The organism is Streptomyces sp. NPDC016309, from assembly GCF_043077235.1.
GTDB lineage: Bacteria > Actinomycetota > Actinomycetes > Streptomycetales > Streptomycetaceae > Streptomyces.
Window position 1 is genome coordinate 171847 of the sequence record NZ_JBIBSG010000010.1, and the last position, 13004, is coordinate 184850.

Below are 13004 nucleotides of genomic sequence, written 5' to 3' on the forward strand. Positions count from 1 at the left end.
GGCGCCGGTGGGCCGGGACGCCGGCGCCCTCGGGGTCCACCCGCCCGGGTCAGCCCCGGCCGATGTAGGGCATCGCCGTGGCCATCACCGTCGCGAACTGGACGTTCGCCTCCAGCGGCAGCGCCGCCATGTGCGCCACGGTGCGGGCGACGTCCGCCGCGTCCATGACCGGCTCCGGGGCCAGCCGTCCGTCGGCCTGGAGGATGCCCGTCCGCATCCGCTCGGTCATCTCCGTGGCCGCGTTGCCGATGTCGATCTGGCCGCACGCGATGCGGTACGGGCGGCCGTCCAGGGACAGCGACTTGGTGAGGCCCGTCATGGCGTGCTTGGTCGCCGTGTACGCCACTGAGTGCGGCCGCGGGACGTGCGCCGAGATGGAGCCGTTGTTGATGATCCGGCCGCCCCGCGGTGACTGGTCCTTCATGTGCCGGTAGGCCGCCTGGGCGCACAGGAACGCGCCCGTCAGGTTGACGTCGACGACCGCGCGCCACGTCCCGGGGTCCAGGTCCTCGACCGGTGTGCCGCCCCCGGCGAAGCTGCCCGCGTTGTTGAACAGCAGGTCCACCCGGCCGAACCGGTCCCGGACGGCCGCGAACAGGGCCGTCACCGCGTCGGGCGAGGTGACGTCGGTCGGGACGCACAGGGCGTCCGTGCCGGTGAGGGCGGCCGTCTCCCGCAGGGGCTCCGCCCGGCGGCCCGCGAGGGCCAGGGACCAGCCGTCCTCCGCCAGGGCGAGCGCCACGCTCCGGCCGATGCCCGAGCCGGCTCCCGTCACCACCGCGATCCTCCGTACAGCGCTCATGGGCCGCAGCGTACGGGAGGGTCCGGCACGCGATACGGAAGTGGCCGACATGTGGATGTTGTGTACCCGACAATCGGTCGGCCGGTATGCCCCTCGTTCGTCACCGGGGCGGGCGACCCGGGGCTCCACCCCGTGTGACCGCCCCGTCGGCCGGGTAGCGGACGCCGACCCGGTCCCGTACCGCGTCGAGCGTCCGCATCACGGCCAGGGTCCCGTCCAGCGGCACCAGCGGCGACTCCGTCTCACCGGCCCGCAGGTCGCCGGCACGCCCCACCGCACGGTCCCGCCCATAACCGCCCCCCCCAGATTGAGGTTTCAACCACCGTCGACGAGCTGAGAGCATTGGCCCGGCCCCCACGACAGGAGACGAGATGCCGGAGAGCGGCCCGAGCAGCGGCCCGAGCAGCCCAGGACACATACCCGCCGACCACCCTCCGGCCGCCCGCCCGGCCCCCGCGGCCGCCGGCCGCCCGCCCGCCGGGGACCCCCAGGCCCCCGCTCCCGGCACCCCGGCCGCCTCTGCCGTACCCGCCGCGCGGCGGGCGAGTCTGCTCGTGACCCTCGTCCTCGGCGGGCTCACCGCGCTGCCGCCGCTGTCGATGGACATGTACCTCCCGGCGCTGCCGCAGGTCACCCAGGCCCTCCACGCGCCCGCCGCCACCGTCCAGCTCACCCTCACCGCGTGCCTCGCCGGCATGGCGCTCGGCCAGCTCGTCGTGGGACCCATGAGCGACCGGTGGGGACGCCGCCGCCCGCTGCTCGCCGGCATGCTGGTGTACGTCGCCGCCACGGCCGTCTGCGCCCTGGCGCCCAGTCCCGAACTGCTCATCGCCTTCCGGCTGCTCCAGGGCCTCGCGGGCGCGGCCGGCATCGTGATCGCCCGGGCCGTGGTGCGCGACCTGTACGACGGCGTCGAGATGGCCCGGTTCTTCTCCACCCTGATGCTGATCTCCGGGGTCGCCCCGGTCGTCGCCCCGCTCATCGGCGGCCAGATCCTCCGGGTCACCGACTGGCGCGGGGTCTTCCACGCCCTCACCGTGGTCGGCGTCCTGCTGACCCTGGTGGTGTGGAAGTGGCTCGGTGAGACGCTGCCACCCGCCGAGCGGCACGCCGGCGGGGTCGGCGAGGCGCTGCGCACCATGCGCGGGCTGCTCGCCGACCGGGTGTTCTCCGGCTACATGCTCGCGGGCGGGCTCGCCTTCGCCGCCCTCTTCGCCTACATCTCCGCGAGCCCGTTCGTGGTGCAGGAGATCTACGGGGCGTCGCCGCAGACCTTCAGCCTGCTGTTCGGCGTCAACTCCGTGGGGCTGGTCGCGGTCGGCCAGATCAACGGCAAGCTGCTGGTGGGCCGGGTCAGCCTGGACAAGGTACTGGGCCTCGGCCTGGCGGTGATCACTCTCGCGGCCGCCGCGCTGCTGCTGATGACCAGCGGGGTGTTCGGTCCCGTGGGCCTCGCGCCGGTCGCGGCCGGCCTGTTCGTCCTGATGTCGGCGATGGGCCTGGCGATGCCCAACACCAACGCCCAGGCCCTGATGCGCACCCCGCACGCGGCCGGTTCCGCCTCCGCGCTGCTGGGGACGACCTCGTTCCTGGTCGGCGCCGTGGCGTCACCGCTCGTCGGCATCGCGGGCGAGGCGACGGCCGTCCCGATGGCGGTGGTCCAGCTCGTGTGCGGCCTCGGAGCCGTCGCCTGCTTCCTGGGCCTGTGCCGCCCGTGGCAGCGGCGGCAGGAGCGTCAGCCCCGCGCCTCGTAACCGACCAGGTGGACGCGGTCCCGCGGGTCCGTCCAGCGGAAGACGCCCACCCCGGCCACCTCCGCCACCGGGAGCCGCACGCTCGCCCCGAGCGCCCGGGGCACCCCGGTCGCCAGGTCCACGGCGACCGGGCTGCCCCCGCCGGCCAGGGCGTCCGCCGCGTCACGGGCACCGCCTGCGCCGTAGGCCACGCCCCGGTCGGTGACGGTGGTGAGCGTCAGCGGCCGGGAACCGTCCGCCTCCTCGAAGCAGCGCCCGGTCCGCGCGTCCAGGTCGAAGGCGAGGCTCCCGGCGACCAGGTACCGGCCGCCCGGCGAGACCACCGCCCGCGGGTACTCGCCCGGTTCGAGCGCCGGCCGCCGGCATTCGGCCTTCACCAGCGGCCTGCCCGTGGCGGCCTCGTGGACCGCCCACACGTCGTGCGTGGCCGCCCGCGGCGCGCCCTTCCGCCCCCGCCAGCGCGCCAGGACGTGCTCCGCCGTCAGCGCGGCGGGCACCCCGCTCGCCGGGTCCGCGCCGGCCGGCGCCCGGTCCCGGCCGGCCCAGCCGCCCCGTACCCAGAAGCCCCGCGCGCCGCTCACCAGCAGGCCCTTCGACGTCACCCCGCGCACGGCGGTGAGCCGGCGGCAGTCCGCACAGCCCGCGGGAGGGCCGAGGCGCTGCGGCGGGACCGTCGTCACCCCGCCGGTGTCCGGGGCGACGACCGCGCTCCTCGCCCGCCCGTCGCTGATCAGGACGCCCGGCCCGGTGCCGGTCACTATCGGCACGTCGGGCCAGGGCACCTCCACCCGCCGCCGGGTGCCGGACACCGCGTCGTACACGTCGAGCGACACGAAGCTGCCGGCCGTCGCCAGCGGGTCGTCGCCGGCCCTGCCGTACGACCAGGTGGCGAAGAACTGCCGGCCGTCCTTGGCGAGCACGAGCAGACCGGGGGAGCTCCCGGGCCCGCCGAGCGGCCGCCACGGCCGGCCCGCCCAGCCGTGGCGGCCGGTCCGGGCGTCGAGGGTGCGGAGGCGGAAGCGGGTGCCGTCGACCCGCTCCAGGTACGCGAGCGTCCCGGTCCGGGGGGCGAGGACGTACTCGGGGGACGGGCCGGTGACCGGGCCGGTGACCTCCCAGCCGTGCGAGGTGTCGTACGCGGGCGGGACGGTGAGCCGGGTGACGGGGGTGCCGGCCCGGCGGGCGGCCCCGGAGGCCCTGGTGTCCGGCGCCGGCGCGGCGCCCCCACCGCCGGTGCCGCCGGTGCCGCAGGTGGTGAGCAGGACCAGCAGGGCCAGGACGGTCGCACCGGCCACCAGGGCCAGGCGCACGATCCGCTGTCTCATGGTCCCCCCACCCGGCCGACGGGCGGCCAGCGTAGCAACTGCCCCGCGCCGCCGGGGCGTTCACCGCCACGGGCACCGGGGCGTCCCGGGCCGTTCCGGACGGCCCGGCCCCGCCGCCTACGATGGATCGGTGAACGCCTCCCTCTCCACCGCGGAAGCCCTGCGCGGTGCCCTCGCCGGGCTGCTCGACGGGCTCCCGCCGACGCAGGCGGCGCAGGCCGTCGACCGGCTCATCGCCAACTACCGGGGCACGGTCCCGACCGGGGCGCCCGTGCTCCGGGACCGGTCCGACGTCGCCGCCTACGCCGCGTACCGGATGCCCGCCACCTTCGAGGCGGTGCGGGCGGCGCTGGGCGCGCTGCGGGACGCCGCGCCGGAGTGGGTGCCCGGCACGCACACCGACATCGGGGGCGGCACGGGGGCGGCGAGCTGGGCGGTCGCCGAGGCGTGGGGGACCGACGGGGCCCCGGGCACCACGGTGCTGGACTGGGCCGAGCCGGCGCTGGCGCTGGGCCGCGAACTGGCGGCCGCGTCGGGGCTACCGTCCCTGGAGAACGCCACCTGGCGGCGCTCGCGCATCAGCACGGCGCTCCGCGTCGACAGCACCGACCTCGTCACCGTGTCGTACGTCCTCAACGAGCTCACCGAGCAGGACCGCACCGCCGTCGTCACCGAGGCCGCCCGGGCCGCGCGGGCCGTGGTGATCGTCGAACCCGGCACCCCGGACGGCTACGCCCGGATCATCGCCGCCCGGGACCTGCTGATCGCGGCGGGGCTGACGATCGCCGCGCCCTGCCCGCACAGCGGCGCCTGCCCCATCGAGCCCGGCACCGACTGGTGCCACTTCGCCGCCCGGGTCAGCCGTTCCTCCCTGCACCGCCAGGTCAAGGGCGGTTCGCTGGCGTACGAGGACGAGAAGTTCGCCTACGTCGTGGCGACCCGGTTCCCCGTGGTGCCCGCCCCCGCCCGGGTGGTCCGCAAGCCGCAGCTCCGCAAGGGCCAGGTGCTGCTGGACCTGTGCACCGACGACGAGGGGCTGCGCCGCGACACGGTGACCAAGCGGCACGGCACCCTCTACAAGGCCGCCCGGGACACCGCCTGGGGGGACGAGTGGCCGCCCCGCTGACGGGGTGACAGCGCGCGACCACGCGGGTGACCCGGTGCCCGTGGCAATGGCCCACGGCGCCCGGGCGGAGTTGAGCTGGGCTCGTCCCCGCTCCTCGTACACCCTGGAGGTTCCATGCCGCGTACCCCCTCCCGCGCCCGGCTGCTGAGCCGGGGCGTCCTGGCCGCCGCCACCGTGGTGCTCGCCGCCACCGCCCTGGCCCCCACCGCCGGGGCGGCGCCCCGGCCGACGCCGAAGGACACGCCCAAGGACTCCGTGAAGGTCCTCGACTGGCTGGCGGTCAAGCAGTCCGACAGCAGGCCCGAGCGCGTGCGCGTCGGCGCCGACTGGACCGTCCACGCCCACCTGTACACCAACAGGAAGGGCAAGCCGGGCAAGAAGATCGGTGACGCCTCCGCGCACTGCAGCGCCGTCGACCTCACGCGCCACGGGTACGTCGCCCTGTGCCACCGGGTGCTGCGCACCGACGGTGGCAGTATCAGCCTGAGCGACACCATCGACCGGTTCCCGCACCGGCGCCACGGCGGGCTGTCGGCGGTCACCGGCGGCACGGGCACGTACGTCGAGGCCGAGGGGCAGGCCGAGGTCACCTTCGACGGCGACGTCGCCCGCTTCCTGATCAAGCTCGACGACTGAGCGTGCCGTACCCCGAAGCCGGGGGGCCGGTCCGTGGCGGACCCGCCCCCCGGCCACGGGCCGGACATCAGGCGCGCAGCTCCTGCGTACAGCACTTCACGCTGCCGCCGCCCTTGAGCAGTTCGCCCAGGTCCATCCCGATCGGCTCGAAACCACGCTCGCGCAGCGGCCGGAAGAGCCCCACCGCGGCCTGGGGCAGCAGCACGTGCCTGCCGTCGCTCACCGCGTTGAGCCCCAGCGCCGCCGCGTCCTCCTCCTCGGCGATCAGCGCGTCGGGGAAGAGCCGGCGCAGCACCGAGCGGCTGCCGGGGGAGAAGGCCCCGGGGTAGTACATGATCTCGTCGGCCGCGTCGTCCAGGACGCACAGGGCCGTGTCCAGGTGGTAGTAGCGGGGGTCCACCAGGTCCAGCCCGATCACCGGCCGCCCGAAGAACTCCTGCGCCTCGTCGTGCGACAGGGGGCTGGAGCGGAAGCCGCGGCCGGCCAGGACGTACGTCGAGGTGACCGCGAAGTCGCCCTCGCCCTCGTTGACGTGGTCGGGTTCGCGTACGTCGGTGAAGCCGTGGGTCCGGAACCACTCCCGGTGTACGGCGGCCTCGGCGGCGCGTTCGGTGAAGGCGAACCGGGCGCCGAGGACCCGGCCCTCGATGACGGTGGCCCCGTTGGCGGCGAACACCATGTCGGGCAGGTCGCCGCGGGGTTCCAGCAGTTCGACGGTGTGGCCGAGCGACACGTACCGGTCCTTGAGGTCTTCCCATTGGGTGAGGGCCAGCGGCAGGTCGACCGGTTTCGCGGGGTCCATCCACGGGTTGATGGAGTACGTCACCTTGAAGTGCGCGGGTGGGCACATCAGGTAGCGGCGGGGTGATGCGTCACGCGGCAAGGAAGGCTCCTCACGGACGACGGGCGCACGATCTGTGCGTGCCTGCCATGGTGCGCCGTGCGGAGCCTCCGCGCAGTGGACCGTACGGGTGAGTTCACGCCGGCGCTCAGGAAGTGCCGTGAGCCGTGCGCCCCTCCTTCAGCTTCCGCAGCAACGCCCGCTTCCGGGCGGCCGGATCGACGCCCCGCCCGGCCGCTCCGCCGCCGCTGCCGCGCAGCGCCTCACGGGAGAGGTTCTTGCGGGTGCCGCCGACGCCCAGCATCCTTCCGGCTCCACCTCGGGTCATGGTGGGCTCCTTTCCGTTCGGTTCCGTTCTTCTCCGGTCGTCGTGCTCACCGGCTGACGTCCTCAACAATGAACGAGACGTCTCGTCTTGTCAAGAGACGATACGTCTCGCCTCGCCCGCTGCTAGATTGATGCCATGGCTGAGACCAAGGCACCCGACTCCACGCGCCGCAGCGAACGCTCCCGCCGCGCGATCTACGACGCCGCCCTCACCCTCGTCGGCGAGGTCGGCTACGCGAGGACCACCATCGAGGGCATCGCCGCCCGCGCCGGGGTCGGCAAGCAGACGATCTACCGCTGGTGGCCCTCCAAGGCGGCCGTGCTGCTGGAGGCCTTCATCGACCTGGGTGTCCAGGCCAACGAGGCGCTCGGCGGCGACGCCGACAGCGTCATCCCGGACACCGGCGACCTGGAGGCCGACCTCAAGCTCGTCCTGCGTGCCACGGTCGACGAGATGACCGACCCCAGGTTCGAGGTCCCGGCCCGGGCCCTGACCGCCGAGGGCGTGGTGAACCCCGAACTGGGCGCCCGGTTCGTCGAGCAGTTGCTGGAGCCGCAGCTACTGCTGTACGTCGAGCGCCTGACCGCCGCCCGCGAGGCCGGGCACGTCCGCCCGGACATCGACCCCCGCATCGCCCTGGAGCTTTTCGTCGGCCCGCTCACCCACCGCTGGCTGCTGCGCACCCAGCCGCTCAGTCACGCCTACGCCGACACCCTCGTCGAGTACGCCCTCCGCGGACTCGCCCCCCGCTGACCCCCGCCCCGCCCCCGCCGGCCCCCGCCCGGCCCCTCCGTGGAGCTCCTCACGCCCGGCGGTCCCCGGCGCGGTGCGAAACATCGCATACGCGGACAAAATCACCGCCCCGGAGGCCCCTGGTGCGCGGTCACCCTCCTCGGATCGGGGACTCCGGTCACCGAAGGAGCAGGATGGTGGGACCATGGCAGGGACCGCAGGGCTTGGCAGAGGTGTGAGGGGATAGATGGGCGACGGTATCGGCCGCTACCGCGGCACGGAGAACAAACTCGCGCAGTGGCTGCGCCGGCGCCCGAAGAAGACCGCCGCCGAGGCCCCGGACCGCGAGGACCTGCTCCGGGCCATCGCCGCCGCCGGCCTGCCGCTCGCCCCCGCCGCGCATCCCGTCGGCTACCGGTGTTCGTGCGAGCGCATCGGCTGTCCCACCCCGGCCCGCCATCCCCTCTCCTTCGCCTGGCAGACCCAGTCCACCACCGACCGCGCGCAGATCGAGCGGTGGGCGCAGGGCCAGCCGCAGGCCAACTTCATCACCGCGACCGGCATGGTCCACGACGTCCTCGACGTTCCGCTGGAGGCCGGTCGCGCCGCGTTGGAGCGGCTGCTCGGCGAGGGGATCGACGTCGGCCCGGTCGCCGAGTCCGGGGACGGCCGGATGCTGTTCTTCACCGCCACCCGCGGCACCCCCGAGGACGAGGACGAGTGGTGGCCGTGCGAGCTGGACTGCCACCCCGAGACGATGGACGAGCACCCGGGGCTGCGCTGGCACTGCCGCGGCTCCTACGTCCTCGTACCACCCGCGCGCCTGCCCGGTGACCTGGGCGTGGACTGGGTGCGCGGCCCGGAGCACCCGCTGCCCGACCCGCTGACCCTGCTGGAGGCGCTCACCGACGCCTGCGCCCGCCACGCCGACCGGTACGACGGGCAGGACGACCACCACTCGGTGGCCTGGCCGCTCAGCCGCTGAACCGGCCGCAGTGTCCGGAGGGCCCGGCCCTCGCACAGGCGCTCAGCCGCTGAACCGGCCGCTCGGCCCCGGCACCGGGCCGCCCGGCCACCCCGGCCGGGTCACGACCCGGTGGCCGCGGTGACGCCCTGGAGCCGGCTCAGCACCGTCACCTGGTCCGCCGTGGCACCGGCGGGCTTCACCAGCGCCGCCTGGCTGGTCACCCACTCCTTGGTGAGGGTGCTCCTGACCTCGCCCGTCATCAGCGCGCGCACATCGGGGTTCACCTTCGGCCGGTACCCCTTGGCCGCCACCTGCCGGTCGTAGAACCGCGTCGCGAAGAAGACCAGCGCGCCGCCGTCCTCGGTCGTCAGGGCGAGGGGGGCGTAGTCACCGGTGTCGAGCGGCTGGTCCACGTACTGCGTGGCGAGCCCCGGGCGCTTGCCGACCCTGGCGCGCTCGTCGCGCCACACCGAGGTGTGCGGACCGGCGGTGAAGTGCGCCGGCTTGCCCGTCTGGAGGTACGAGGAGTACTCCTCGCTCAGGTTCTTCGGCGCCACCGCCAGCGACGCGGAGTCCGGCGCCGCCGGCTCGGCCCAGCCGTCCGCGTCCGTCCGGAACGCGGGCACCCCGGCGGCCGGCAGGATCTGGAGGTAGGCGACCTCCCAGAGCTGCTGGGGCCCGTTGCGGACGAAGACCAGCACCCAGCGGTTGTCGTCCGCGCCCCGGTCGGTGTCCCGGTTGGAGTCGGTGTCCGCGACGAACCAGCGCGGCCAGCCCGCCTTCTTGGGGATGGCGTACCGGGCGTCGGTCAGCTCCAGCGGCCGGTGGGCGGGGTTGCCGCCCGGGCTGGTGACGCTGCGGGCCTTGAGACCGGCCTGGTTGATCGCCCCCAGCGCGCCGGTGACCCGGCCCGCGTCCAGGGCCGGGTCGTAGGCCTTGTCGGCCTTGTTGTACGCCTCGGTGAAGTCGGCGAGTGCCTCGGCCGCCTCAGCCTTCGTCACCGACGGGACGACCGCCAGCTCGCCGTGCACCGTCACGCACCCGCTCGCCGTCAGCGCCAGTACCGTCGCCGTCGCCGTCGCGAGCCCCGCCGCCCGGCCCCGAACCCGACTCCGCCCCAGCCTTCTCATCGGTTGCCTTCTGCTCCTCGACCCCCACTGACCGTCCGAACCCTACCGGGGCCAGGAACAGCGCGAGCGTGGGGACCAGATACAGGGCCCACACCGTGACCTGAAGGACGGTCGGGTCGGGCTGGAAGTTGAAGACGCCCTTCAGCAGCGTCCCGTACCAGCTGTCCGGCGGGACGGTGGCGCTGACGTCGAACGCCTTGTCCGCCAGGCCGCCGAGGAAGCGCGCCTCCTGGAGGTCGTGCACGCCGTACGCCAGCACGCCGGCGGCCACCACGACCAGCATCCCGCCGGTCCAGGTGAAGAACCGCGCCAGGTTGATCCGCAGCGCGCCCCGGTAGAACAGCCAGCCCAGCACCACCGCCGTGGCGATGCCCAGCAGCACGCCCACCAGCGGGTCCGAGGACCCCGCCTCGTCGGTCGCCGCCCGCACCGAGGCCCACACGAACAGCGCGGTCTCCAGGCCCTCCCGGCCCACCGCGAGGAACGCGGTGGCCACCAGGGCGCCCGTGCCCAGCCGGAGGGCGGCGTCGAGCCGTCCGTGCAGCTCGGCCTTCAGGTGCCGCGCGGTGCGCCGCATCCAGAAGACCATCCACGTCACCAGGCCCACCGCGAGGATGGACAGCGAGCCGCCCAGCAGTTCCTGCGCCTCGAACGTCAGCTCCTGGGAACCGAATTCCAGGACGCAGCCGAACGCCAGCGCCAGCCCCACCGCGATGCCGATGCCGGCCCAGACCGGCTTCAGCGCGTCCCGCCGCCCGGTCTTCACCAGGTACGCGACGAGGATGCACACGACCAGGCTGGCCTCCAGGCCCTCGCGCAGCCCGATCAGATAGTTGCCGAACATTCCTGTCCCGTCCCCTCAGCCGAACAGCGCCCGGCCCCACCAGTCGTCCGTGCCGCGGACGCCCGGCGGGACGGCGAACAGCGCCGAACCCACGTGCTGGATGTACTCGTTGAGCACGTCGTGGCGTGCGAGCCGGGTCTGCACCGGGAGGAATCCGGTGCGTACGTCCCGCTGGTACGCCAGGAAGAACAGGCCCGCGTCCAGCCGGCCCAGCCCGTCGGTGCCGTCCGTGAAGGAGTAGCCGCGGCGCAGCATCCGCGCCCCGCCGTTGGAGTCGGGGTGCGCGAGGCGCACATGCGCCTCGGGCTTCATGGCCGGGAGGAACGGCTCGTCGTGTTCCTTCGCCTTGCCGACCGGGGCGCCCTCGCCCTTGTCGCGGCCGAAGATGTCCTCCTGCTCCTGCAACGGGGTGCGGTCCCAGGTCTCGACGTTCATCCGGATGCGGCGGGCCACCAGGTAGGAGCCGCCGGCCAGCCACTCGGGGCCGTCCTTGGGGGAGACCCACACGTGCTTGTCGAGCGCGGCGGTGTCGGTGCCGGCGATGTTGCGGGTGCCGTCCTTGAAACCGAAGAGGTTCCGCGGGGTCTGCGCGTCGGGCGTCGTCGAGGACGTCTTGCCGAAACCGAGCTGGGACCAGCGCACCGCGACCCGGCCGAAGCCGATGCGGGCGAGGTTGCGGATGGCGTGCACCGCCACCTGCGGGTCGTCGGCGCACGCCTGGACGCACAGGTCGCCGCCGCTGCGGGCCCGGTCGAGGTTGTCGCCGGGGAACGGCGGCAGCTCCGTGAGCGCCGCCGGCCGCCGGTCCGCCAGGCCGAAGCGCCCGTCGAACAGCGACGGGCCGAACCCGATGGTGAGCGTGAGCCGCGAGGGCTTGAGGCCCAGCGCCTCGCCGGTGTCGTCCGGCGGGGCCTCGGGCAGCCCGCCGTACGCGCCCTCGCCGACCTCGCGGCCCGTGGTCAGCCGCTCGGCCGCCCGCGTCCACTCCTTCAGCAGTCGCACCAGCTCGGCGCGGTCCTTCGTCTTCACGTCGAACGCGGCGAAGTGCAGCCGGTCCTGGACGGGCGTGGCGATGCCCGCCTGGTGGGGGCCGTGGAAGGGCACCGCGGCGCCGGTGTCCGCGGCGGGCGCCGCCCGGTCCAGCGGGTCGGTCACGGCCATGGCGCCGCCGGCCGCCGCGGCGCCGAGGGCGAGGCCCGCCCCTCCCCAGCCGAGGAGGGCGCGCCGCGAGGGGGTCGTCTTCTCGTCGTCGGCCATGGGGTCCTACTTCACCACCGCGGCGGCGAGCTTGGACAGCGGCTCCGCCAGGGCGTTGACCCCGTCGGACAGCTCCTTGCGCTGCCCGGCGGAGACCTTGTCGTAGGGGGTGAAGTCGTAGGAGGCCTTGTCGGCGCGGTACTTGTCCAGCAGGCCGTTCAGCGCCGCGAACTGCTTGTCGAGCTGGGCGACGAGCGCCGGGTCGTTCTTGGCGGCGACCGGCTTCAGCAGCTCGAAGGACTTCTGGGCGCCCTCGACGTTGGCCTTGAAGTCGACCAGGTCGGTGTGGGAGTAGCGCTCCTCCTCGCCCGTGACCTTGCCGGTGGCGACCTCGTCCAGCAGCTCCTTGGCGCCGTTGGCCATCGAGGTGGGCGTGATCTCGGCCTTGCCGACCCGCTTCACCCAGTCGGCCAGGTCCTTGTCGAGGGTGTCGGCGAGGGTCTTGGCGTCGGGACCGAGCTTCTTCTCCTGCCACAGCGCCTTCTCCAGGCGGTGCCAGCCCGTCCACGCCTGGCCCTTCTCCAGGCCGTCCTCGCGGACGTCGACCTTGGGGTCGATGTCGCCGAAGGACTCGGCGACCGGCTCGGTGCGCTCCCAGCCGATGCGGGAGGCGGCGTACGCCTTCTTGGCGGCCTCGACGTCACCGGCGCGGACGGCGTCGGTGAAGGTCTTCACCTTGGGCAGGGTCTCGTCGGCCTGCTGCTGGACGTACTGGCGGTACGCGGCGACGGCGGCGTCCATCTCGGGGGAGCGGGTGGCGGTCCTGCCGCCGGTGGCCGTGACCTTCTGCCGGATGCCCTCGCCCTTCATGCCGGGCTTGCAGGCGATCTCGTAGTCGCCGGCCTTCACCTCGGCGGTGATGGTCGCCTTGGTGCCGGGGCCGATGTTCTCACGCTCGGTGACGATCCGGTCGTCCGGGAAGAGGACGTAGACCTCGGTGACCTTGGAGCCCTTGTTCTCCACGGCCAGCTTGACGTGGCCGGCGGGGAACTCCTTCTTCGACACCTCGCAGGCGTCGTCCTTGGCGATGACCCGGACGGCGCCGTCACCGGCCTTGGCGTCGCTCTTCTCGGCGCAGCCCGTGACGGAGGTCAGAGCGGCCAGGGAAGCGGCGGCGGTGACGACGAGGGGCAGACGGACGGGTCGCATACGGGCTCCGAGGAGGGGATCAGGTGCTGTCGGTACGGGGCAGGGGCGAAGGGTTCGAGGTGAGGCGAACCTTACTTAAGGGAGCCTTACAAGCCGGCGACTCAGGGCGGTAA

General features: G+C 74.1%; 12 protein-coding genes and 2 pseudogenes. 5 read left to right on the plus strand and 9 right to left on the minus strand.

Going from position 1 to position 13004, the window contains the following annotated elements; all coding sequences use genetic code 11:
• Positions 1-49: 49 nt before the first annotated feature.
• Together ACF068_RS25340 and ACF068_RS25345 are read right to left on the minus strand one after the other, a co-directional pair.
• Positions 50-802 carry an SDR family oxidoreductase gene (locus ACF068_RS25340; protein ID WP_392276585.1) on the minus strand — a complete coding sequence of 251 codons (753 nt, stop codon included), beginning with the start codon at positions 800-802 and terminating at the stop codon, positions 50-52.
• Between the two features lie 100 nt (positions 803-902).
• Positions 903-1058 (minus strand): annotated as a pseudogene (locus ACF068_RS25345) (gfo/Idh/MocA family oxidoreductase); the annotation flags it as partial.
• Between the two features lie 115 nt (positions 1059-1173).
• Here ACF068_RS25345 and ACF068_RS25350 point away from each other — a divergent pair.
• Positions 1174-2556: a multidrug effflux MFS transporter gene (locus tag ACF068_RS25350; protein WP_392276586.1), complete on the plus strand. Its 1383-nt coding sequence runs from the start codon at positions 1174-1176 to the stop codon at positions 2554-2556.
• Here ACF068_RS25350 and ACF068_RS25355 read toward each other — a convergent pair.
• Entirely contained in the window at positions 2538-3881 is a 1344-nt protein-coding gene (locus ACF068_RS25355; RefSeq protein WP_392276587.1) for a hypothetical protein, read from the minus strand. The genes ACF068_RS25350 and ACF068_RS25355 overlap by 19 nt on opposite strands.
• A 130-nt stretch (positions 3882-4011) precedes the next feature.
• On the opposite strand from ACF068_RS25355, the gene ACF068_RS25360 reads away from it, so the two are divergent.
• Positions 4012-5007 carry a small ribosomal subunit Rsm22 family protein gene (locus tag ACF068_RS25360; protein ID WP_392276588.1) on the plus strand — a complete coding sequence of 332 codons (996 nt, stop codon included), beginning with the start codon at positions 4012-4014 and terminating at the stop codon, positions 5005-5007.
• Between the two features lie 114 nt (positions 5008-5121).
• Positions 5122-5643: a hypothetical protein gene (locus ACF068_RS25365; protein WP_392276589.1), complete on the plus strand. Its 522-nt coding sequence runs from the start codon at positions 5122-5124 to the stop codon at positions 5641-5643.
• A gap of 67 nt (positions 5644-5710) precedes the next feature.
• Here ACF068_RS25365 and ddaH read toward each other — a convergent pair.
• Positions 5711-6553, minus strand: a pseudogene (ddaH, locus tag ACF068_RS25370) (dimethylargininase); the annotation flags it as partial.
• Between the two features lie 79 nt (positions 6554-6632).
• Positions 6633-6812 (minus strand): DUF6243 family protein, encoded by a 180-nt coding sequence (locus ACF068_RS25375; RefSeq protein ID WP_392276590.1) that lies wholly within the window; start codon positions 6810-6812, stop codon positions 6633-6635.
• Between the two features lie 135 nt (positions 6813-6947).
• On the opposite strand from ACF068_RS25375, the gene ACF068_RS25380 reads away from it, so the two are divergent.
• Positions 6948-7565 (plus strand): TetR/AcrR family transcriptional regulator, encoded by a 618-nt coding sequence (locus tag ACF068_RS25380; protein WP_392276591.1) that lies wholly within the window; start codon positions 6948-6950, stop codon positions 7563-7565.
• A gap of 226 nt (positions 7566-7791) precedes the next feature.
• The gene (locus ACF068_RS25385; RefSeq protein WP_392276592.1) at positions 7792-8529 is read left to right on the plus strand and encodes a bifunctional DNA primase/polymerase; all 738 of its coding nucleotides are present in this window, start codon (positions 7792-7794) and stop codon (positions 8527-8529) included.
• 101 nt (positions 8530-8630) lie between these two features.
• On the opposite strand, the gene ACF068_RS25390 is transcribed toward ACF068_RS25385, so the two are convergent.
• Genes ACF068_RS25390 through efeO form a run of 4 tightly spaced genes read right to left on the minus strand, consistent with a single transcriptional unit; the run spans position 8631 to position 12891 of the window.
• A complete protein-coding gene (locus ACF068_RS25390) occupies positions 8631-9548 on the minus strand; it encodes a hypothetical protein (RefSeq protein ID WP_392276593.1) in 918 nt (305 codons plus the stop codon).
• On the minus strand, positions 9499-10485 hold the full coding sequence (efeU, locus tag ACF068_RS25395) for an iron uptake transporter permease EfeU (RefSeq protein WP_392276594.1): 987 nt from the start codon (positions 10483-10485) through the stop codon (positions 9499-9501). The genes ACF068_RS25390 and efeU overlap by 50 nt, the downstream gene beginning before the upstream one ends.
• Before the next feature lie 15 nt (positions 10486-10500).
• Complete coding sequence (gene efeB / locus ACF068_RS25400; RefSeq protein ID WP_392276595.1) at positions 10501-11742, minus strand: iron uptake transporter deferrochelatase/peroxidase subunit; 1242 nt, start codon at positions 11740-11742, stop codon at positions 10501-10503.
• 6 nt (positions 11743-11748) lie between these two features.
• Positions 11749-12891, minus strand: coding sequence for an iron uptake system protein EfeO (gene efeO / locus ACF068_RS25405; protein WP_392276596.1), 1143 nt, complete (start codon positions 12889-12891; stop codon positions 11749-11751).
• Positions 12892-13004: the final 113 nt, after the last annotated feature.

Bases quoted from the DNA above. Each gene is read 5' to 3' on its own strand.
- ACF068_RS25355 (WP_392276587.1), bottom strand. From the start codon at position 3,881: ATGAGACAGCGGATCGTGCGCCTGGCCCTGGTGGCCGGTGCGACCGTC.
- ACF068_RS25385 (WP_392276592.1), top strand. From the start codon at position 7,792: ATGGGCGACGGTATCGGCCGCTACCGCGGCACGGAGAACAAACTCGCG.
- ACF068_RS25365 (WP_392276589.1), top strand. From the start codon at position 5,122: ATGCCGCGTACCCCCTCCCGCGCCCGGCTGCTGAGCCGGGGCGTCCTG.
- ACF068_RS25375 (WP_392276590.1), bottom strand. From the start codon at position 6,812: ATGACCCGAGGTGGAGCCGGAAGGATGCTGGGCGTCGGCGGCACCCGC.
- efeB (WP_392276595.1), bottom strand. From the start codon at position 11,742: ATGGCCGACGACGAGAAGACGACCCCCTCGCGGCGCGCCCTCCTCGGC.
- ACF068_RS25380 (WP_392276591.1), top strand. From the start codon at position 6,948: ATGGCTGAGACCAAGGCACCCGACTCCACGCGCCGCAGCGAACGCTCC.
- ACF068_RS25350 (WP_392276586.1), top strand. From the start codon at position 1,174: ATGCCGGAGAGCGGCCCGAGCAGCGGCCCGAGCAGCCCAGGACACATA.
- efeO (WP_392276596.1), bottom strand. From the start codon at position 12,891: ATGCGACCCGTCCGTCTGCCCCTCGTCGTCACCGCCGCCGCTTCCCTG.
- ACF068_RS25340 (WP_392276585.1), bottom strand. From the start codon at position 802: ATGAGCGCTGTACGGAGGATCGCGGTGGTGACGGGAGCCGGCTCGGGC.
- efeU (WP_392276594.1), bottom strand. From the start codon at position 10,485: ATGTTCGGCAACTATCTGATCGGGCTGCGCGAGGGCCTGGAGGCCAGC.